Here is a 20,721-nt window from a genome sequence, read left to right as displayed (position 1 = left end):
TCGCCGCTAGCTTTATTTTACTTAGGTGAATAATTATGGTCGACTTATCAACTACATATATGGGAATTACTTTAAAAAATCCGATTATCGCTGGAGCAAGCAAGCTCACTGCAAATATGGATGAAATTAAAAAACTAGTTAAACATGGTGCTTCAGCAATTGTTTGCGCTTCACTTTTTGAAGAACAAATAGAACTTGAACGTCATAAACTCGAACAAGAAACAGAAGCTTTTGATGAACTTCATCCTGAAATGATTGACGTATTTCCAAAAGTAAATCATGGTGGTCCAAGTGAACATCTCATGTGGTTGAAAAAAACTAAAGAATCAGTTGATGTTCCTGTGATTGCAAGTTTGAATTGTATTCGTAAAGAAACCTGGGTTGAGTATGCTAAAAAAATACAAGAGACTGGTGTTGATGGCATCGAGCTTAATTTTTACTACACGCCAAAATCATTTGATATTTCTGCTCAAGAAATTGAAGAAGAACAAATTGCTGTGCTTATGGCAGTAAAAGAAGCAGTTTCCATTCCTGTTGGGGTGAAGCTGAGTGTTTTTTATTCTAACCCGCTTGCAGTTATAAAATCTTTTGATGAGATTGGTGTTGATGGGTTTGTATTATTTAATCGATTTTTTCAACCAGATATTGATGTAGAAAAAGAAATACATGATGTAAATTTTCATTTGAGTAATCCTCATGACGTTCGTTTAGCAATTCGTTTTGCTGGTTTATTATTTGGTCAAGTTCAAGCGCCAGTTGCTGCAAATAATGGTGTTTTTGATGCACAAGACGTTATTAAAGTGATTCTTGCAGGTGCGAGTGCAGTGCAAGTAGTAAGCACTGTTTATAATAATGGTCCTGAGCATATTGAGAAAATGATTGATGAATTACGTTTGTGGATGAAAGATAAAAGTTATATGGCTCTTACTGATTTTAAAGGAAAATTATCTAAACAAGCAACCAAGGATCCGTTTGTGTATGATAGGGCGCAATATGTCGACTTAATCCTTAAGTCTGATAAATTAATGAAGTGATGAAAAGAATTAGTTTCAGTCTGGCATTAATTTTAGTTTACATTTTTGTTTTGTTTCAAATAAATACAACATCATCTTCTTTTGTTTTAATACCGTCGATAATAAGATAATTCCATAACGCGCCCTTGATTTTTCTTATTTTAATAGCAAATCCCGCTTTTCTAAATAATTCTCTAAGTCTGTTCATATCGTTAAGAATTTCTTTATTTGGAATAAATTTATACATGTCTACATAATCAAATATATGTATTCTTCCATGTTCAGGTAGTAGTTCTCCTAGATCTTTAAGATACATTTCTTCATTATGTAAGTTGGTTAGTATTCCAAAACTAAATATTTCATTTACTTCTTTTATTTCAGGGTGTACTCTTGCTGTTAAGTGTTCATCATAAATGCATCTTACATTGTGTGCATGTTTTAATCTTTTTTTGATAAACTTTGTTAATGCTTCTGATTGTTCAATAATAATTTGTTCAGCAGGATCTTGTTTAGCTATTGCTTTACTTATAAGTCCACTACTTGCACCTAGTTCTAATATTTTTCTTCCTCTGATTTGAGTGTTTTCTAGAAATTTTCTTTGTATTCTTTTTGGAAGAAAAAATCTTTCGAACAGATAAGATAATATTGATGTTTTATTTTGGAATCGTATAGTTGCCTCAGGATCATAATAAAAGATAAGGAGTAAATAGATTGGTATTCCAAAAAAAATGAATGAAAAGATAATAAGTGTTGCGTGCATTGCTCCTGGCGTGTGCAATATCCACATAACAACAAGTGCGAGCGCAAACAAAATAAGGAGTATTGGTCCGAGTTTTCCTCCGGGCGCTTTGTAGGTGTCGGTGTGAGGATATTTTCTTCTGATAAATATGAGGCTAAGTACGACGCTTGAATATAAGATTAATACAAGTGGCACGAGAAGATGCAAAAGTGTTTCATAGTTTCCAGCGCCAAGGATAACTAAGATGCTTGTAAGAATTGTTTGAAAGATAATTGCTTTGTAGGGTGTGTTTGTTTTTGGATGTTTTTTTGCAAGTTGTGTTAAAAAAAGTTTATCTTTTGCAAGTGCTAAAATAAGATTTGGCGTTGCAACTATCCATCCTGCAACGCTACCTATGATTGCTAAATAAACGAGTATTCCATAAATAGGTACTGCTTGTATACCATATACGGTTGCTGCAAGATCTGATAGTGGTGTGATTGATTGACCAAATGTTTGCCAGGGAATAAGTGAGAATGATGCGATAACAAAAAGCAAACAAAATATGGCGATAAGTACAGTTGCAAGCTTCATAACTTTAGGCATGACTTTTCGAGGGTTTTTTACTTCTTCAGCAAGAAACGTTGCTGTTTCCCATCCAAAAAATGTTTCTGCAATAAAAAAAATAACAACAAATATTGCAATACCCATCCCTAGTATTCCTCCTGTTGCAATATCTGCTGGTGCAAAACTTCCTGAAAAAAATCCTGAAAAATTATCTATGTTAAAATGAATGAGTCCTGGAATCATAATGCCAAAGACTGCAGTAAGAGTGATAAGTGCAAATGCAACAAGCATGACAGCTCCAGTCTTTAAACCTTTAAATGCCATGAAGTTAAACATGATGATAAATATGATGCTTGCAATGATAAGATAGCTGTTAGGAAGAACTGGCCCAATGTATTTGATTGCGCCCACAATAAGCATGGCGATGGTGACGTTTGCTGCAATAAAGCTCATCCAACCTAAAAGAAAACTGGGGAAATGCCCGAATGCTTCCTTTGCGTATTCATAGACACCTCCTTCTTTAGGAAATCGTCCTACGAGTTCTGCAAACATCATACCAAAATAAATGGCAACAAGACCCATAACAATCCAGGAGAATATGGAGAGGAGTCCTCCTTCTCGAGCGCCTACTGCAGGTAAAAAGAAGATACCTGTTCCCATAATGGAGTTAATAGTGATAAGAAGAATCGTGAGAAAGCCGAGTTTTCCTTTCTCGTTTGGAATGGTTTGGTCTGTTGCCTCTTCTTGTGCTACAGTAACTTCGGGTTGTCCTGCTCTCGCCCCTACCTCTTCCATATACTATTTGCTCATACTTGTTCTTTATAAAGAATTCTATTGTTTTTGGGCTCTGTTCAAAATACTTTGTGTATACTGCCTTGAAGTAATGTAAAGGCAAACAAATTTTATGCTTATGCGTAAAATAAACTTGTTTGTCGATAAAAATTTTGAAGCGTAGCAAGAATAGTGCTTCGCAGTATACAATAGTATTCCTTTTAGAACAAAGCCTATTGTTTTTGTTCTTTTTTTACTTGCATGTATGGTTTGCAGATATTCCATGCCTGTTGCATGGCATCTCGTGCTTCATACAGCTTTTCAGCTGTTTTGTATAATTGTGTTGCAAGTTGCACTCGCCCTCTTGCTTTATCGGCATCTGCTTGTCGCGTGTAGTCATCTGCAAGCTTTCCTAAAACGTCCACACTCACATCATATGTCGTGTTACCGATGGCGTATGCGAGCTCATCAATACTTCCAGTAAACCCTTTGATGTGGTTTGGATGTTTGATGTGGCAAGGAATTTCCTTTACAGTATGCTCTTTTTTTTGTTCTTCTTTCTTCATTGCACTGGACAGGTGCCTTCATAAACTATATAAAAACACCTCTTTTCCATCAGGGTATGAAAGATATTGTTGTCAAGGGTGCTCGAGAGCACAATCTGCAGAATGTTTCAGTAACGCTTCCTCGTGATAAATTGGTAGTAATAACTGGTCTTTCGGGTAGTGGGAAGTCTTCATTGGCCTTTGACACGCTTTATGCTGAAGGACAAAGGCGTTATGTGGAATCGCTCTCGGCGTACGCAAGGCAATTTCTTGGTTTAATGAATAAGCCCGATGTGGATAGTATTGAAGGACTCAGTCCGGCAATTTCTATTGAGCAAAAAACAACAAGTAAGAATCCGCGAAGTACAGTAGGTACGGTCACTGAAATCTATGATTATTTGCGTTTACTCTTTGCTCGTGTGGGAACGCCGCATTGTCCGGTCCATGATATTCCTATTAAAGGTCGTACTGCTGAGCAAATCACTAAAGATATTACTAAAAACTACAAAGAACAAATTACTATTTTATCACCAATTGTTCGCCAGAAAAAAGGAACATACCAAAAACTTGTTGCCGACCTACATCAAGAAGGATATGCGCGTGTTCGTATTAATGGGAAATTGCAACGAAGTGATGCAAAGTTTGAACTGGATAGATACAAAAAACATGATATCGAGGTGGTGATTGATAGACTTGAAGCGAGCGATGCAACTCGTCTTGCTGATGCCGTTGAGCAAGGACTTGCAAAAAGCGGTGGCTTATTACTTGTTATTAATAGTAAAAATAAAGAAAAACTCCTATCTTCACAACATGCGTGCCCTACGTGTGGCTTAAGTTTTCCAGAATTACAACCACGGATGTTTTCATTTAACAGTCCGTTTGGCGCGTGTGAGTCTTGTTCAGGTTTAGGTGTGCAAATGGAGTTTGAGCCAACGCTCATGATTCCTGATCCTTCATTATCTATTGTTGATGGTGCAATTGCTGTATATCGTAACGCTGTTGATGGCTGGCGTGGTCAACACTTAGCTGCTGTTGCTAAACATTTTGGTTTTGATGTATTTACTCCTATAGAGGATTTAACAGAAGAACAATATGACGCGCTCATGTATGGTTCTGGCGAGAACATTCATTTTAAGATGAGTATGAAAGGCGGTGAAGCAAACTGGTCACATCATGGTATGTGGGAAGGGCTTGTTCCGCAATGTGATAGGCTGTATCAACAAACAGAGTCTGATTATCGTCGTCGTGAACTCGAAAAATTTATGGAAGTTTCTCCTTGTCCGGTGTGCAAGGGAAAGCGGCTTAATAGCAAGGCATTGTCGGTGCGTATTGCTGAAAAAAATATTATTCAAACAACTGACTTTTCAATCTATGACGCGCTAGAATTTTTTGAAAGTCTTAAACTTTCAGAAAAAGATAAAGAAATTTCTAAACAAATTCTTAAAGAAATTCGTGAACGATTAACGTTTCTGAAGCGTGTTGGTTTGGGGTATCTAACGTTATCAAGAAGCGCGGGAACGCTTTCTGGTGGTGAAGCGCAGCGTATTCGTTTAGCAACGCAAATTGGTTCTAATCTTACGGGTGTCTTATACATTCTTGATGAGCCCTCTATTGGTTTGCATCAAAAAGATAATAAAAAATTAATTGATACGCTTAAGCGTCTGCGTGATATTGGAAACACCCTCATTGTTGTTGAGCATGATGAAGATACTATCCGTGCTGCTGATTACGTGGTTGACTTAGGTCCTGGTGCTGGCGCTCAGGGTGGAAAAATTATTGCCGAAGGTACGCCAAAGCAAATTGAAAAAAATCCTCAATCTTTAACAGGGAAATACCTTTCAGGAAAACTTTCTATTCCAACGCCAACTAAAAGACGCGTAAGTGAATCGTTTGTGCATGTTTTTGGGTGTACTGAGCACAATCTAAAAAATATTGATGTGAAAATTCCGCTTGGTGTTTTAACTACTATTACTGGTGTTTCTGGTAGTGGAAAGTCGACATTAATTGGTAATATTTTGTATCCGGCACTCATGAAGAAAATTTATCATTCGAAAAAAAATATTGGCGCGCATAAATCAATAAAGTTTGATAAGGATGTTGATAAAGTAATTGAAATTGACCAATCACCTATTGGAAGAACGCCTCGCAGTAATCCTGCAACGTACACAAAACTCTTTGATCCTATTCGTCAACTCTTTGCTGATACTAAAGAAGCGAAAGTTCGCGGGTATAAGCCTGGACGTTTCTCGTTTAATGTGAAGGGTGGAAGGTGCGAGCATTGTCAAGGTGATGGCGAGATTAAAATTGAAATGAATTTCTTACCTGACGTATTTGTTGAGTGCGAGGAGTGTAAGGGAACAAGGTATAATAAAGAAACTTTAGAGGTGCATTACAAAGGAAAAACAGTTGCAGAAGTCTTAGATATGACGGTTGATGAGGCTGCTGTTGTGTTTGTTAACGTGCCTATTGTGATGAATAAACTTGCAACGCTTCAAGATGTTGGTCTTGGTTATATTAAACTTGGTCAGGGTTCAAACACGCTTTCTGGTGGTGAAGCGCAGCGAATTAAATTAACGCGTGAGCTGGCTAAGCGTGGAACAGGAAACACTATTTATTTGCTTGACGAACCAACAACTGGTTTGCATTTTCACGATACAAGAAAGCTTATTAGTGTGCTAGATAGTTTGGTTGCAAAAGGCAATACGATTATTGTGATTGAGCATAATCTTGATGTGATTAAATCGGCTGATTATGTTATTGACCTTGGTCCGCATGGCGGTGATGCTGGCGGGGAAATTGTTGCAGAGGGTACACCTGAAGAGGTCGCAAAAGAAAAAAAGAGTTTCACCGGCCAGTTCTTAAAGAAATTATTGTAAGTTTTAAATAGTTCGAATTTGAACATTGTTCTTATGGGTCTGTTCTCTAAATCATCAATGGATTATATTGTGCAGATTATTCGTTTAGTAAAGCGTGCCGAACAGGAAATTCAACAAACGAACGTTGCTCAAACAAAACGATTGTTGCAGCTCATTTTAAAATTTGAACGAAAGGAACTTCTTGCAATAAAAAAAGAAACTGGTTCTACTGAGTTATATTTAGAATGCAAACAATTACAGGTGTTAGCACAAGAAGCATTATTGGATGTGGAAAAAGGATCGTTTGAAAAAGTTTTAGTGCTCCTTGAACGAATAAAAGCTTTAGAATCTCATGAACTTCTTCAAAAAGTTAAAACGTATCATCGTTTAAAAAAAGAATTGGATAAACGTGATGTCCACATTGATAGAATTGGCGATGCCTTAGGGCATGGTGTTGATCCGTTAATTAAGCCGCTTGTTGCAACGCTTTCTTATTTTGGTTTTAAAACAGAGCAATCTTGTCAAGGTCATGCTGATCATGGTAATCCTTATCCTTGGGTGAGAATTAAAGAATCTTCTCAATTGAAAAAATTAGTTTCCGTCATACGTAGTTATAATGAACAAAATGTTATTAACTGGTATTTTGAAAGACTTGTAGGTTCTTCTTCATTTATGTCTACAGTCGGAATTACAAAAAAAGATAGGTCTGAATTTTCAAAGCATGAGATTGATTACGTTGGGCAGATCTGCAAGCATCTTGTAGGTGAGAATGGTTTTGCATTAGAAATTGGCACTCAAGATGTGTGGGCTGTGGTGTTGTTCCCTCATCAGGGGAAAATTCATCATGATGATATTCGCAAAGTTTTTCCTTTGGTTAAAAAAGCATTGCATCGTAAAGGTTTCTCCTTTCATTTAACTATGCCCAGTCAATCTGGTGAACGTGATTCGTTAAATTTATTTCCTAAAGGTGTGTCGCTAGAGGCTATGCAACAAGATATTATTCATTTAGCTGATTTTATCACGCAGCATTTCAAATGATCTCCTTCATCTTAGTTTTTTCCCACAACCTTTAAATCCCTTAAGGATTTACCTTTTTAAATGGCTTCAGAGACTGCTATTGACCTCTCCTCGCTTCCTGCCCTTCCTGGCTGTTACTTATTCAAAGATGGCAAGGACATCATCCTCTATGTGGGTAAGGCTAAGCATCTTAAGAAGCGAGTGAGCAATTATTTCCAAAAAAAAGACCACGACCCTAAGACGCAGGCTCTTGTGGGAAGAATTAAACTCATTGACTTCATTGTAACTAAAACCGAGGATGAGGCTTTAATTCTGGAAAATAATCTTATCAAAAAACATCAACCTAAATACAATATCAACCTCAAAGACGCTAAGCGTTACGCATACATCAAACTCACTGCTGAATCTGTTCCTCGTCTCATTCTTGCTAGACAAAAAACTTCTAAAGGAAAATTCTTCGGACCATTCGTCTCTGGCCAAATTCGTGATGAAATTCTAAAAACTCTCAACAACTCTTTCCAACTCAGAACCTGCAAGACGTTACCAAAACGTCCTTGTTTACGTTATCATTTAGGACTTTGCACAGCGCCGTGTGTCAACAAAGTTTCCAAAGCGCAGTATCAACAACAACTCAACAAGGCTGCAATGGTGTTAAGAGGTAAAACCAAAGAACTTTCCAAACAACTCTCAACAGAAATGCAGTCTGCAGCAGCAACACAAAACTATGAAACTGCATTATTATTAAGAAATCAAATTGCAGCTATTGATTGGTTACAAGAACGCCAGAACATGGAGCGTGACAAACGCTTTGATGAAGATATTATTAATTACATCATTGATGATGATCAGGTATATCTCTTCCTCTTTAACATTAAACAAGGAATATTACACAACAAACAAGAGTTTGTTTTTCCTGAGACTGAAAACTTCTTAGAACAATTTCTTATGCAGTTTTATGAAACTAATAAAATTCCTAAAGAAGTTATCTTGCCAATCAAAGTGAGTGATGTACTACAATCATTTTTTTCAAAAACTACGTTCACTAAGCCCGAGCGTGGTTCTAAGAAACAATTACTTGACCTTGTCAAAACCAATATTACAGCACAATTCTTTGCAAGTAATGAAAAATTAGCTGGATTACAAAAAGCATTAAACCTCTCCCAGCAACCAGCTGTTATGGAGTGTTTTGATATCTCGCACCTTTCAGGAACGTCAACTGTTGCTTCTATGGTGCAATTTAGAAACGGTAAACCCTTCAAAGATAATTATCGTCGCTTCAAAATTAAACTTGATAGAAACGATGATTTCGCTGCTATGGCTGAAGTTGTCACGCGCAGATACAAGCGACTCAAAGAAGAACGCCAACCTTTCCCTGACCTTATTATTATCGACGGTGGAGCGGGCCAACTCTCAGCTTCACTGGAAGCCTTAAAACATCTAGATATCAAAATTCCTATCATTGGTCTTGCAAAGAAACACGAAGAAATCTACATTCCAGGGGCGGAAAAACCTTTACGACTTAGTAAATCAAACAAAGGTTTACAACTCTTGCAAAACATTAGAGACGAAGCGCATCGCTTCGCTATCACCTACAACAGACTATTAAGAAAGAAATCTTTATTCAAATAACTGGTCAAGCCCACGTAGCGCTTTTAACAAACCAATTCTCATTTCTTTTCATACAACTTTTTTTAAAGGATGTAGAAACACTTATATACTTCGGTATACCTCGGTATACTTATGACGGCGACAACGATTAAATTGCAACCTGAAACTAAATCAAAACTTGACACATTCAGAGAATACAAGAACGAAAGTTATGATGAGGTTATTAACAAATTAGTTTTCATTGCAAAACATGTTGAAGATGAACCTGAATTAAGTGAAGAAACAATTCGCAATATTCAAGCCGCAAGAGAACGCTACAAACGAGGCGAATATTATACTGAAGAAGAAGTAAGAAAACGTTTAGGTTTGTAAATTCAAATGTATATATTATCTTATGGTAAAAACGCAGGAGATGTTTTAAACAAACTCCCTCGCTCTGCTAGTCAAAGAATTTTCAAGAAGTTAGAGGAAACAAAAGAAAATCCTCATCGTTATTTCATCAAACTAACAAATCGTCCGGAGTATAAATTACGAGTTGGTGATTACCGAGTCATCGCAGATATTGTCGACAACAAACTCATCATTCTTGTGCTTGAAGTTGGTCATCGAAGTAGGATTTACAAAAAATAACTGGACACACCTCCACAATCCTTATAAGCTCCTTCTTCCCACCATTAGCCATGGATTTTAAGCTCGTTTCAGACTTCAAGCCTAAGGGCTCTCAGGAGGATGCAATCGCTGACCTAGTTTCTGGCATGAAAAAACCTCATTCCACACAAACCCTCCTTGGTGTCACTGGAAGCGGTAAAACCTTCACTATGGCTAATGTCATCGCAAAGGCAAACAAACCAGTTCTCGTCATCGCCCATAACAAGACGCTCGCACAACAGCTTTATCAAGAGTTTAAAGATTTCTTTCCAGAGAATCGAGTGGAATTTTTTATCTCCTATTATGATTATTATCAACCAGAAAGTTACATTCCTTCTAAAGATCAATACATCGAAAAAGATGCGCAGATTAATCCACAAATTGAGCGTATGCGTATGGCGGCAACTGCATCTCTTCTCTCAAGAAATGATACAATTGTCATCGCATCAGTTTCCGCAATTTACAACGTAGGTAATCCTGAAGATTTTCACTTAATGGGTTTTGAAGTAAAGAAAGGAGAACAACTTTCAAGAAAACAATTAATTGAAAAATTTGTCAACGCACAATACGAAAGAAATGACACAGAACTTGCTCCAGGACGTTTCCGAGTGAAAGGTGATACGATTGATTTTGTTCCAGGCTCGCATGTCAATGTCATGCGTATTGAAATGTTTGGTGATGAAATAGAACGTATAGCAGAACTTGAAAACACAACAAGTGATACTATTACAACAGTAGACTATTATTTTGTCTATCCTGCAAAACATTTTGTCACACCAGATGATAAACTCAAAAAAGCAATGATTTCGATTAAAGATGAACTTGATGAAACATTGCCTGAACTGGAGCCTTTAGAAGAACATCGCCTTAAACAACGAACCATGTATGATTTAGAAATGATTCAAGAAACTGGTTTTTGCAAAGGCATTGAAAACTATTCGCGCCACATGGACGGAAGAAAACCTGGCGAGCAACCATTCTCCTTATTAGATTATTTCCCTGATGATTCCATTATCATTATTGATGAAAGCCATCAGACTATTCCTCAGCTTCATGCTATGGCAAATGGTGACCGTGCAAGAAAGAGAAACTTAATTCAATACGGTTTCCGACTTCCAAGTGCATACGACAACAGGCCTTTACGTTTTGATGAAACAGAAAAATATCTCAAAAAGAGAACAACAATCTTCCTTTCTGCAACCCCTAGTGAATATGAAAAAAAACAATCACAACAAATTGTTGAGCAAATCATCAGACCAACAGGTTTAGTCGATCCAATTGTTGAAGTCCGACCTATTGAAGGACAAATTCACGACCTTAAAGATGAAATTCAAAAAACAATCAAACGAGGCTTCAGAGCATTAGTAACTACTTTAACGAAAAAACTTGCTGAGGAACTCGCAGAATTCCTCGCTAAAGAAGGCATTAAAACCCGTTATCTTCATTCAGAAATTGACACCTTAGAGCGAACTGAAATTTTAAGACAACTTCGTCTTGGAGAGTTTGATGTGTTAGTAGGAATAAATCTTCTTCGTGAAGGTCTTGATATTCCAGAAGTTGCGTTCATTGGTATTTTAGACGCTGATAAAGAAGGTTTTCTTCGCGACGCAAGAAGTCTTATTCAGACCATTGGTCGCGCGGCAAGAAACGCTGATTCTCATGTCGTGTTGTATGCTGATAAGATGACTGATTCTATGAAGGCAGCAATTCACGAAACTAATCGTCGTCGCTCTATACAACTTAGATTCAATAAAAAACATAACATCGTTCCTAAAACTATTATTAAACCAATTCGTGAACAAACAACAATTGTTAAAGACACCAAGCACATTCCTAAAGCGCAACTGCCCGAGCTCATGGCTCAAATTGAAGCTGACATGAAGCGTGCAGCTGACCAGCTTGATTTCGAATTAGCAATTGAGCTTCGAGTAAAACTTAAGCAACTACAACAGCGCTTAGAAAAAGAGTAACGTTCTTGTTAAGAACATGATTTCTACCATTTTCAGGTGTTGTGGAAAACAGAACGCTGAAAACCTAACTAGTAGAAATAGGATGATGGTGAGCCCGGCGATAGTGTCACTAGTGTTCCGGTTCGCCGTGCAGTTGCAGAATAGTTTGTGCAGAATAGGATGATGGTGAGCCCGGCGAGATTTGAACTCGCGATCCCCAGCTTGCTTCATGCCAAACGGCAAGTAGAAGGCTGGTGCCCTATCCAGGCTAGGCTACGGGCCCACGATATATAAATAGAATAATATGTTGTTTTTAAAGCTTATCCTTCAGAATAGAAAATAAGTGATTTTTACGCAGTTCCTTTCTTCTTTTTCTCGGTTACGAAGTGAGTTGCGTTCTCTAGATGAGCTAGTTCTGCAAGTAATTCTTTTTGCAGGGCCTTTAGTTTTTCTTTTTCACCTGGTGAAAATTTATAATTTTCAGCAACTATCCAGCCTCGACAGCCTTTTGCGCCGCACAGGCAAGGGTATGCTTCGTCAGGTTCATCAAATCCGTAGTTGTACGTGAGTTCTTCTCCTTTCTTAATATCGCGTGTTGCTTCTATCCAGAGTTCTTCATCGTCGTAATTAACGGCCTCGCAGTTTGGCTCGCAACTATGGTTAATGAATCGTGCATCATTGCCTTGTCTGCTTGCATCTATGTCGTATGCTTTATTGAGTGTGAATATCCAGAGTTCTCCTTGTTTGCGGTGTTCGTTTGCTCGCTTATCGGAGAGTTCTTTAGAAATAAGCTTTCCTTTGTATTCGATTATTTGTGTGCCTCGAGGTATGTCTCTAAGTGCGAATGCTCCTTTAACTCCCGGCAGCATTTTTGATTCCCTAACTATAAACCAATCATTCATACGCTCACGATTAAGTTTTGTTTTATAAACCTTGCTTTTTAAATGGTGTTGTGCTATTGCCTAGATTTGTATCTTATGAGTTACAACGTGGCAAATAATATTTCGGTAGTGCATTTTTCACCCACTGGTGCACACTCGTTCGCTTTATTTATAAATATGGTTGCATTCTCTACCTATACAGAAAGGTGACAGTTATGGCAATTAAAGATTTATTTGATGACGGAACAATTACGCTTGCTAAGCAGCCAAAAAACAACCAGTTAGATTTGGAAAGGTTAGCAGATTATAACTTATTACTTATTCCTATTGACCATGATTATCCCGGTGGATCAGCTGCCATGCATAACGCAGTGTTTGACCAATTCTTACCTAACTATAAAACGGCATTTGTTGTAGCAAACCCAAAGAACGCACAAAAGATTTTTGAAACGTTTAGAAACGATCCACTCTATGTTGGTGGCGGTGTTGGTTCAGGGTTTAAGGATAAAGCAATTGCGTATCTTGATGCGCTTGATGACTCTGCAAAAATAACGGGCAGTGTGAATGTTGTTAAAAAAGAAAATGATAAACTCATTGGATACAATACTGACGGTGTTGGTTTTTACAAAGGGTTAACAGCAGAATTTCCTGATGCGGTAAAAGACAAAAATATCGTGCTTCTTGGTGCTGGCGGAACTGCTCTTCCTATTGCGTATGAATTAGCGCGCGCTCATCCAAAACAAATCACTGTTCTAAATAGAACCATTGCAAAAGCGCAAAAGATAGCACAATTAATTAGTCCGTACACGACTGCTTTTGCAGGTGGCGAAGAAGATATCGGTGCACAACTAGCTACAGCTAATCTAGTAATTAACACCTCAAACAAAGGCGCCGATCCTTTCAAAGCGTATAGCGCGTTTGGTCCAATAACAAATGATTACAATCAAGACCTGGCTATTGCTAAGAAGAACATATCTCATTTGCCAAAAGATGCTATTGTTGCTGATATTTTACTTGAAGACTTATCAAAAACTTTAGAACTTGCAAAAAATGCAGGATATAAAATTCACAATGGAAAAAGTATGAATCTTTATCAAGCAGTACCCGCACTAAAGATTATGGCGCCATTACAAGATGTGCCCGATAGCAAACTAGAAAGTATTATGAGGGATGCTCTATGAATCGTTTAGAATTACCTCGGGATGAAATAGCCTTTAGAAAAGAGTATGAATCATTAGTAGAACATGGTTTATTGACAACTATTTATCGTCCAGGTAATAGAATTTATCCTGAATGGCGTGGTTATAAACCAGGCGAATTAGTAACTGCAAGGGTTATTCAGCAGCCGGGTAACGATGCGTTAATGATTCCTCCACGATTCAAGGATATTGCGCGCCCTGTAAAGATAAAAAATATTCAACTCAAATCTTTAGATGAATTGTCTGCACAAGACTTTATGGGGAGTTCTCCTGATGTTCAGTCAGTAAATGATTTAATTAATCATCTTCAGTGGATTTATACTAAAACTCCTGCTGAATATAATAATCAAGTAACAAAAATTGAATTAGAATATCTTCCGCTAGCAAAAGAATTTAATTTTAATGCAGTTACTTCAAGCTATAAATCTGCATAAGAATTGTTTATCGTTTAAATCCTTCCAGCACGTTGGAGTGAACTCCTTTCATTTTTGCTGGATCGAATCTTTTCTTATTTTTCTCTAGTTTATCTTTGAGGGCTTCAAGCAAGTCAATATTATTTTTATATGCGAGAATAATAAGAAAAGAAAAAATATCTGCGAGTTCTTCAGAGACTTTAGTTTTCTTTTCAGGTGTTGCTAAGACCGTTTCTAGTTCGCCTGGCTCCAGCCAGCGGTAAAGGTCTGCAAGTTCACCTACTTCACTCATCATTGCAATTAACAAATCTTTTGGGTTGTGGTATTGGTCCCAGTCTCGCTCTTTGTTAAATGCTTTGATTTCTTTAATGAGCGCATAAAAGTCTTCGGCCATTTTTTAGAATTTAATAACTTTTTCCAAAGTAGGTGTAATACTGAGCTGGTTCGCCGCTATACACGCATTTTCCAGATGTTTTTGCTGGCTCCAGTTCTATATTAAGAACTTTTGCGCCGCCTGTTTCTGCCTTGATATTTTCTTCATCATCAGTTCCAGGTTTATTTCTGTAGAGTGCGCGAACAATTTTTTTGTTATTTATTGCTTCTTTGAGTTCATCATATGTTTCTACAGTTACGACGCTTTGCTCGAGGAGTTGTTTTGCTTTGGTGAATAGATTGTTTTGAATTTCATTAAGTAGTTCTTTTACTCTAGTTTCCACCTTTGACATTTCTACAAATTCTTTTTCACCTGTATCTCGTCTTACAAGGACAACTTGATTTTTTTCTATGTCTTTAGGTCCTATTTCTAATCGTATTGGAACGCCTTTTAATTCTAATTCATTGAATTTATATCCTGGGCTATATTCGTCTCTATCATCTACTTTAACTAAAAAGTTTTTTTGTAGTTCGTCGCGAAGTTTATTTGCATATTCTAAAACTTTTTCTTTGTCCTTTGCAAAGATAGGAACTATACCAACATGTGTTTCTGCAAGTTTCGGTGGTAGAACAAGTCCTTTGTCATCGCTGTGTATCATGAGCATAATACCTATTACTCTTGTTGTAAATCCGAAGGTATTCTGATAGACATAATCTCGCTCTTCTTTTTGATTAGTAAATGTGATGTCAAATGCTTTTGCAAATATTTGTCCATCGTGGTGAAAGTCAGGTCCTTGTATTGCTTTTCCATTGGGTAATACTTGTTCTAAAGAAATAGTATATTCTGCGCCTGCAAATTTTTCTTTCTCACTTTTTTTACCAATAATGCTCGGTATGGCTAAATAATTTTCCATAACTTCGTTATATATGTTAATAATTTCTTTTCGTTCTGCTTCTGCCTCTTCTTTTGTTGCAAATGCGGTATGTCCTTCTTGCCATAAGAATTCTCGCCCACGAAGAAAGGGCACTGCGTGTTTGAATTCCCATCTGACAACATTATTCCATTGATTAAGTCGAAGTGGCAAATCTCTGTATGAACGAATCCATTTTTTATAGGAGTCATACATAATGGTTTCGCTTGTTGGTCGTATTGCTAATCGTTCGTTAAGTTTAGTATTTCCTGTGTGGGTAACCCATGCGACTTCAGGGCTAAATCCTTCAAGATGTGTTGCTTCTTTTATTAGCAGGCTTTCAGGTATAAATAGTGGAAAATATGTATTTTGTATTCCTGATTTTTTAAATCTTAAGTCAATTGCGTGTACAATTTTTTCCCATATTGCATATGATCTTGGCCGATACACAATGCATCCTGAGACGAGTGTGTAATCTGCCATTTCTGCCTTTTGAATGACTTGCGTATACCATTCTGACATGTCATCTTCTTTTTTTACTGTAATACCAACTTCGTTTTTCATGATGGTTCCACCTACCTCTGAATGTTTTTTTGATAAGGTTCTTAATAAATGTACCTACTTGTAATTAGGTTTTTCGTGAGGCAGTGATCGCTTCACAGAAATAGGTATTTTGCCAGCTGCAAATTCTTTTTTTGCAATTTCAATAGGATTGTATTTAAGTTCTTCAAGCTGTTTTTTACTGAGTTTAATAAGCGTTGGAGCTCCTTGTGCAATTTGTAATGATCGAGAACCGATGATACGTGCCTTTTCGTAGCGGGTAAATTCTCCTTCTTTGAGCTCGTTATTAATTTCTGCAACGTATTGTTCGCCTGAAGAATTTTTAGCTTTAGCTGCCATAGTATGGTCAAGGAGTCCGTTTCTATTTATAAAGGTTACTCTGAAAGGAGACTAAATGCGTTTTGTTTTGTTGTGGTCGCTTTTTATAGTTGTTCTATGAGGGCTTGTATGCTCTTTTGCTCAGCACCTATGCTGCTTGGTCTGCCGTGTCCTGGATAAATACTCAGCTCATCGTCTAGTTCAGCTAATAATTTCAAACTTGCCTTCATCTCCGAAGTGCTGGCGTGAGGAAGGTCTGTTCGGCCACAGGTGCCGCAAAATAAGGTATCGCCCGTGAGAACGAATTTCTCTTCAGCAAATAACAAGCAAACGCCTCCTTTGGAGTGTCCTGGTGTGTGGATAATTTGAAATGAGAATGCTCCGATATTCATACGCTCTTGTAATGGTTCTATTTGTTCAGGAAGTATTATGTTTAGGTTTCGCTTTGCTTGATAATAGGTACTGTTCTCTTCAAGTGTGTTTATATCTGCTTGATGCATGTAGTGGGGAACATTCTTGAAATAATATCCGCCCATAACGTGATCAAAATGGTTATGCGTGTATATGACTGCTCGTAATTTTTTATCGTTAATGCCTGCTTGTATTGTTGCAATATCTTGATGGTTATTGCTACCAGGGTCAATGAGCAAACACTCATCACCCGCTATGAGCAAATAACAATTTGTTTTTAACTCGCCTACTTTACACGTGAGAATGTTTATAGTCATAAACAACGCCTATTTATTGATTCTATTAAACATAAATTGAAAAGGAAAATTAAACGCTCAAAAACATTTTGGTTTTTGGCGTCTAGAGCAAAGCTCTACTAATTAAAAAAGAAAATTATGTAGTTGGGTATATTACTTTAAGCATAGTATTTATGATACTACCCAAAATTATAGGTATAATAAACTTTTTCGTCGTCAGCTCCACCACTTCCTGATTTTAGACATCGTAGCCCTACGTCTCTGCTTCTATCCCAATCCCAACCTTTTGATTTACATTCTCGTCTACTCATCTTAACGACTTGACCGAACATATTTTCCGCTTCACTATCATTTATTACTTTTGGTTGCCATATCCAGCCGAGTAGTCCACGATCAGCTTCTTGTTGTGCTTCTTGCAATACTCGTTGTGTTTCTTGTTTGAGTGCTTCAATTTGTTCTTCATAAATTACAAGAGCGTCTTCGTCAAGTGTTGTTTCTTGTTTGAGTGCTTCAAGTTGAATAATTTTTTCTCCAAATTCTTTTGCTTGTTTATGAAGTTCTCTTGCTGCTTCTTTATCTCCACCTGCGAAGAATCGTGCTAAGCCGCTTTTTGTTGCAGCTTGTTCTTTAAGTGAAGTAATATTTTTAATTCGATTGTTCATTTCTTTTGCAAGTGTGCTGATATTTTCTCCAATACTGCCTGCCATGTTTTCCATTGCAATCATTGATTGGACTGCCACGTGAACACGATTTTGTTCTTCAAGAATGGTTTGTTCTTTTTTCTTAAGTTGTTCTCTTTTTGCTTCTACTTCTTTAGCATAGAATTCTTTTTGTGCTTGAACATATCCTTCAAGTTCTTCTTTATTCATTGCTTTATATTCTTCTGTAAGCTTGTTGACATCTCCTTTGTAAGATTGAATTATTTCTCTGGCTTGTTCTTGATATGCTGTGCGTATTGCTTGCGTATCGTTACCGTATGTTGCCATAATTTGATTTTTAAATACTTCAGCTTCTTTACGATAGGTGTTCATTATTTCATTTTTTTCTTCTTCTAGTCGTTTTTCTAGTTCTTCTGTTACAGGTATTATGTCTGTTGTTTGATTAAGGAATCGTTCACAGCCCTCTGTTTGAGGATTTTCTTGACAGTATTTATGGGTGGTCATTCCTGCGCTGCATGCCAAACAATCTGGAGTCATTGCTAGACAGCAAGCAACGGCATCTTCTTGAGTGGTTATTATATCTTCGGTTGAGCGGAGTATATCTTCGCTTGGTGCAAGAACCGTGCTTGCAAGAAATATAAAAAGTATCATTGTTGTAACAATTGTTGTTTTCATCATATCACCTTGTATTATGAGTACGTATGCTTGTATTTACAGTTCTTATTGTTTTTAAATGTTTTCTTCGCAGTGGTTTTGCACATAAAGTGGCTGTTGCCTTGAAGTACAAACAGGAGTCGACACCATTCGTCGGTAGGTGTGCCAAAACTGTTCTGAATTTTTGAGCATGTGCTGCGAGACGATGTCTTTCTCGCGTTCATAGAACGCAATACCTCTTCGCGACAGTCAGAAATGATTAAATGTGCAAAGCACTTCGCAGTAGAAAAATTAATTCTTTTCTAAACGGAGCTATTGAAGGTATTAAGGGGTTGTAAGGCTTGAGTGTATGGGTAACATTTAAAAAGGGCTTTCTGTCTCTAAATCATACTTTGCAGGGCTTGTTAGAATTTTACATTCACTCGTCTCAAGAAACCAAAGTATATTCCTTTGCGGGGGTAGCGAAGTCTGGTCAAACGCGCAGGACTTAAGATCCTGTCTCTTAGTGAGTCCGAGGGTTCGAATCCCTCCCCCCGCACCATTTTTTTTTATTGTTCTGCTTGTTTTTTTTGCTAGGATTTGAACTTGTTCCCTTTAGGGTGCCGAAAATGTTTGTTTTCGTGCACGAATCCCTCCCCCCGCATACCTTTATTTCTCCAGTGAACAACACCCACCACATTTTAAGCGGAGATTATTACCTTGGGCGGTTTCTCGCCCGGGGCTTTGTACCTTTTTGTTCGGTTTTTAGGAGTTTATTTTTTTGTTAATGTTTGACTTTTTTCTATAAAGAACTTACCCCCACGGGGCTATCTCATATTATTTGCGATTGAAGAATTATTTATTCTACTATTTGTCTAGTTGAGAATGGTAATATGTGTTTTTCATCTTGTTTTATTAAATTAATTATGTAGCATCTTTTTATTTTTTCTTTTATATATTTAATTCCTTGATAATCTTCTGCTTTAAGTTTTTCTTTGTATTTTATTTCTAGTCCAATTTGTTCGTGTATTTTGTCAATTATAAAATCCACTTCGTGTTTTTGTTTGTCTTGCCAAAATTTGATTTCATAATCAGAGTTTTTTATTATTTCTCCTAAAATAAATGTTTCAAATAAGAATCCTCTATCATTTCTTATGTTCATTTCGTTGAAGTTGTTGCAAAAGTAGTTTCTTACTCCTGGGTCTATAAAGTATTCTTTATATGCTTTAACTATCTCTTTATTCTTATTAGTAAAGAATGGAGTAACTCTTTTTAGAATGAATGTTTCTTCTAATACTTCAAGATAATTTTCGATTTGTTCTCTTGTTAAGTTTAATTGTTGTGAAATATCTGTTATGTTTAGCTTTCCACCGTTGTTTATTGCTAGGTATTGTATGAGTTTTTTTACTCCGAGTATTTCTTTTATGTTAAGATAATCTACGAGGTCTTTTTTTATGAATGTGTCAAAAATGCTTGCGAGAATTTCTTTTTTGTTTTTACTTAAGACTACTTCTGGGTATCCGCCGTATTGCATGAATTCTTCTATTTCTTTTTTGTATTCTGTTTTAGGGAGATCTCCTTTGAATTTAGTTAATCTTTCTAATTTATCTGGATTTATTTCTTTAAATGTTAAAAATTCTTCAAAATCTAAAGGATATATTTTGTGTAGTATTTTTCTGCCAGCTAAAGATTCTTGTATGTTGTTTTTTATTGTTATTGATGATGAACCTGTAGCGTAAATTTTAATGTTTTTATGATTATCGTATATATTTTTTAGAATTTTTGTAAGATCTGTGTACTTCTGAAATTCATCTATAAATAAACAAAATTGTTTCTTTTCGTTATAACCTTCTAATTGAAGCGAATTTATGAATTTAGTATATGTTTCAAATCGTTCTACATTTTCAAGTATGTCAAAATCTACATATAGGCCTCCTAATTCTTCGTGAAGTTGTTTTAGAAGAGTTGTTTTTCCTACTTGTCTTGGACCGATAATTATTGAAATTTTTTTTGAATCTTTTTCTTTTAGGAGTTTTTGATATAATTTTCTTTTCATATTCATATATGGCACCATAACTAATATATAAATATTTCTAAAATAGTTATGACTATTTTTTAAATTATCTTAAAATAGTTGGTTTTGGAGGTCCTTAGAAATCGCTCGATTGGTATCCCGTTGGGCGGGGCTATTAACCTTTTGGAATGATGCGGGGAAGACTGCTTGGTTTTCCTTGTTTTCTAGGGGTTTGTCCCAAGTCTCTAACTTTTTAGAAAGAAATATATGCTCCCACTGCCAAAAGTAGCATTGTGGGAGGGAAAAACAGATTGAGGCTGTTTTTCCAATGAAGAAAAAAGATAGATTAATTAAAAAAGTTA

General features: G+C 36.7%; 19 protein-coding genes and 2 tRNA genes. 10 read left to right on the top strand and 11 right to left on the bottom strand.

What is annotated here, in order from left to right; genetic code table 11:
• The first annotated feature begins 35 nt into the window (after positions 1–35).
• Positions 36–1,034: a dihydroorotate dehydrogenase-like protein gene (locus K9M74_00730; protein MCF7798406.1), complete on the top strand. Its 999-nt coding sequence runs from the start codon at positions 36–38 to the stop codon at positions 1,032–1,034.
• A gap of 55 nt (positions 1,035–1,089) precedes the next feature.
• Here the strand turns inward: K9M74_00730 and K9M74_00725 are convergent, their stop codons facing one another.
• Together K9M74_00725 and K9M74_00720 are read right to left on the bottom strand one after the other, a co-directional pair.
• Positions 1,090–3,093, bottom strand: a complete 2,004-nt coding sequence (locus tag K9M74_00725) for an amino acid permease (protein MCF7798405.1) — start codon at positions 3,091–3,093, stop codon at positions 1,090–1,092.
• 209 nt (positions 3,094–3,302) lie between these two features.
• A complete protein-coding gene (locus K9M74_00720) occupies positions 3,303–3,635 on the bottom strand; it encodes a hypothetical protein (protein MCF7798404.1) in 333 nt (110 codons plus the stop codon).
• Between the two features lie 56 nt (positions 3,636–3,691).
• On the opposite strand from K9M74_00720, the gene uvrA reads away from it, so the two are divergent.
• From uvrA to uvrB, 6 genes are all read left to right on the top strand, one after another.
• On the top strand, positions 3,692–6,490 hold the full coding sequence (uvrA, locus tag K9M74_00715) for an excinuclease ABC subunit UvrA (protein MCF7798403.1): 2,799 nt from the start codon (positions 3,692–3,694) through the stop codon (positions 6,488–6,490).
• A gap of 33 nt (positions 6,491–6,523) precedes the next feature.
• Positions 6,524–7,507, top strand: coding sequence for a hypothetical protein (locus tag K9M74_00710; protein MCF7798402.1), 984 nt, complete (start codon positions 6,524–6,526; stop codon positions 7,505–7,507).
• A gap of 60 nt (positions 7,508–7,567) precedes the next feature.
• Positions 7,568–9,115, top strand: coding sequence for an excinuclease ABC subunit UvrC (uvrC, locus tag K9M74_00705; GenBank protein ID MCF7798401.1), 1,548 nt, complete (start codon positions 7,568–7,570; stop codon positions 9,113–9,115).
• A gap of 111 nt (positions 9,116–9,226) precedes the next feature.
• A complete protein-coding gene (locus K9M74_00700) occupies positions 9,227–9,466 on the top strand; it encodes a hypothetical protein (GenBank protein ID MCF7798400.1) in 240 nt (79 codons plus the stop codon).
• A gap of 6 nt (positions 9,467–9,472) precedes the next feature.
• A complete protein-coding gene (locus tag K9M74_00695; GenBank protein MCF7798399.1) occupies positions 9,473–9,724 on the top strand; it encodes a type II toxin-antitoxin system RelE/ParE family toxin in 252 nt (83 codons plus the stop codon).
• A gap of 50 nt (positions 9,725–9,774) precedes the next feature.
• Positions 9,775–11,712 (top strand): excinuclease ABC subunit UvrB, encoded by a 1,938-nt coding sequence (gene uvrB, locus K9M74_00690; protein ID MCF7798398.1) that lies wholly within the window; start codon positions 9,775–9,777, stop codon positions 11,710–11,712.
• Between the two features lie 163 nt (positions 11,713–11,875).
• Here uvrB and K9M74_00685 read toward each other — a convergent pair.
• Together K9M74_00685 and K9M74_00680 are read right to left on the bottom strand one after the other, a co-directional pair.
• Positions 11,876–11,974 (bottom strand) — tRNA-Arg (locus tag K9M74_00685).
• A 67-nt stretch (positions 11,975–12,041) separates the two neighbouring features.
• Positions 12,042–12,593, bottom strand: a complete 552-nt coding sequence (locus K9M74_00680; protein ID MCF7798397.1) for an SET domain-containing protein-lysine N-methyltransferase — start codon at positions 12,591–12,593, stop codon at positions 12,042–12,044.
• 194 nt (positions 12,594–12,787) lie between these two features.
• Here K9M74_00680 and K9M74_00675 point away from each other — a divergent pair, with 194 nt between their 5' ends.
• Both K9M74_00675 and K9M74_00670 read left to right on the top strand, forming a co-directional pair.
• A complete protein-coding gene (locus K9M74_00675) occupies positions 12,788–13,753 on the top strand; it encodes a hypothetical protein (GenBank protein MCF7798396.1) in 966 nt (321 codons plus the stop codon).
• Entirely contained in the window at positions 13,750–14,205 is a 456-nt protein-coding gene (locus K9M74_00670; GenBank protein ID MCF7798395.1) for a hypothetical protein, read from the top strand. Before K9M74_00675 ends, K9M74_00670 begins: the two co-directional genes overlap by 4 nt.
• A 7-nt stretch (positions 14,206–14,212) precedes the next feature.
• On the opposite strand, the gene K9M74_00665 is transcribed toward K9M74_00670, so the two are convergent.
• The 5 genes from K9M74_00665 to K9M74_00645 form a co-directional block, all read right to left on the bottom strand.
• On the bottom strand, positions 14,213–14,578 hold the full coding sequence (locus K9M74_00665; protein MCF7798394.1) for a nucleotide pyrophosphohydrolase: 366 nt from the start codon (positions 14,576–14,578) through the stop codon (positions 14,213–14,215).
• A gap of 10 nt (positions 14,579–14,588) precedes the next feature.
• Positions 14,589–16,031 (bottom strand): proline--tRNA ligase, encoded by a 1,443-nt coding sequence (gene proS / locus K9M74_00660; protein MCF7798393.1) that lies wholly within the window; start codon positions 16,029–16,031, stop codon positions 14,589–14,591.
• A 54-nt stretch (positions 16,032–16,085) separates the two neighbouring features.
• Positions 16,086–16,367, bottom strand: coding sequence for a DNA-directed RNA polymerase subunit K (locus tag K9M74_00655; GenBank protein ID MCF7798392.1), 282 nt, complete (start codon positions 16,365–16,367; stop codon positions 16,086–16,088).
• 83 nt (positions 16,368–16,450) lie between these two features.
• Entirely contained in the window at positions 16,451–17,074 is a 624-nt protein-coding gene (locus K9M74_00650; GenBank protein ID MCF7798391.1) for an MBL fold metallo-hydrolase, read from the bottom strand.
• A 158-nt stretch (positions 17,075–17,232) separates the two neighbouring features.
• Positions 17,233–18,390 (bottom strand): hypothetical protein, encoded by a 1,158-nt coding sequence (locus K9M74_00645; protein MCF7798390.1) that lies wholly within the window; start codon positions 18,388–18,390, stop codon positions 17,233–17,235.
• A 428-nt stretch (positions 18,391–18,818) separates the two neighbouring features.
• On the opposite strand from K9M74_00645, the gene K9M74_00640 reads away from it, so the two are divergent.
• A tRNA-Leu gene (locus K9M74_00640) sits at positions 18,819–18,907 on the top strand.
• A gap of 297 nt (positions 18,908–19,204) precedes the next feature.
• On the opposite strand, the gene K9M74_00635 is transcribed toward K9M74_00640, so the two are convergent.
• Together K9M74_00635 and K9M74_00630 are read right to left on the bottom strand one after the other, a co-directional pair.
• A complete protein-coding gene (locus tag K9M74_00635; GenBank protein MCF7798389.1) occupies positions 19,205–20,401 on the bottom strand; it encodes an ATP-binding protein in 1,197 nt (398 codons plus the stop codon).
• Between the two features lie 69 nt (positions 20,402–20,470).
• Positions 20,471–20,721, bottom strand: a 251-nt coding sequence (locus K9M74_00630; protein ID MCF7798388.1) for a hypothetical protein, incomplete at its 5' end; no start/stop codon positions are given.

The organism is Candidatus Woesearchaeota archaeon, from assembly GCA_021734105.1.
Classification (GTDB): Archaea; Nanobdellota; Nanobdellia; order Woesearchaeales; family SKGA01; genus SKGA01.
Note: the sequence above shows the minus strand (reverse complement) of the source record. Positions and strands in the feature narration are given on the sequence as shown.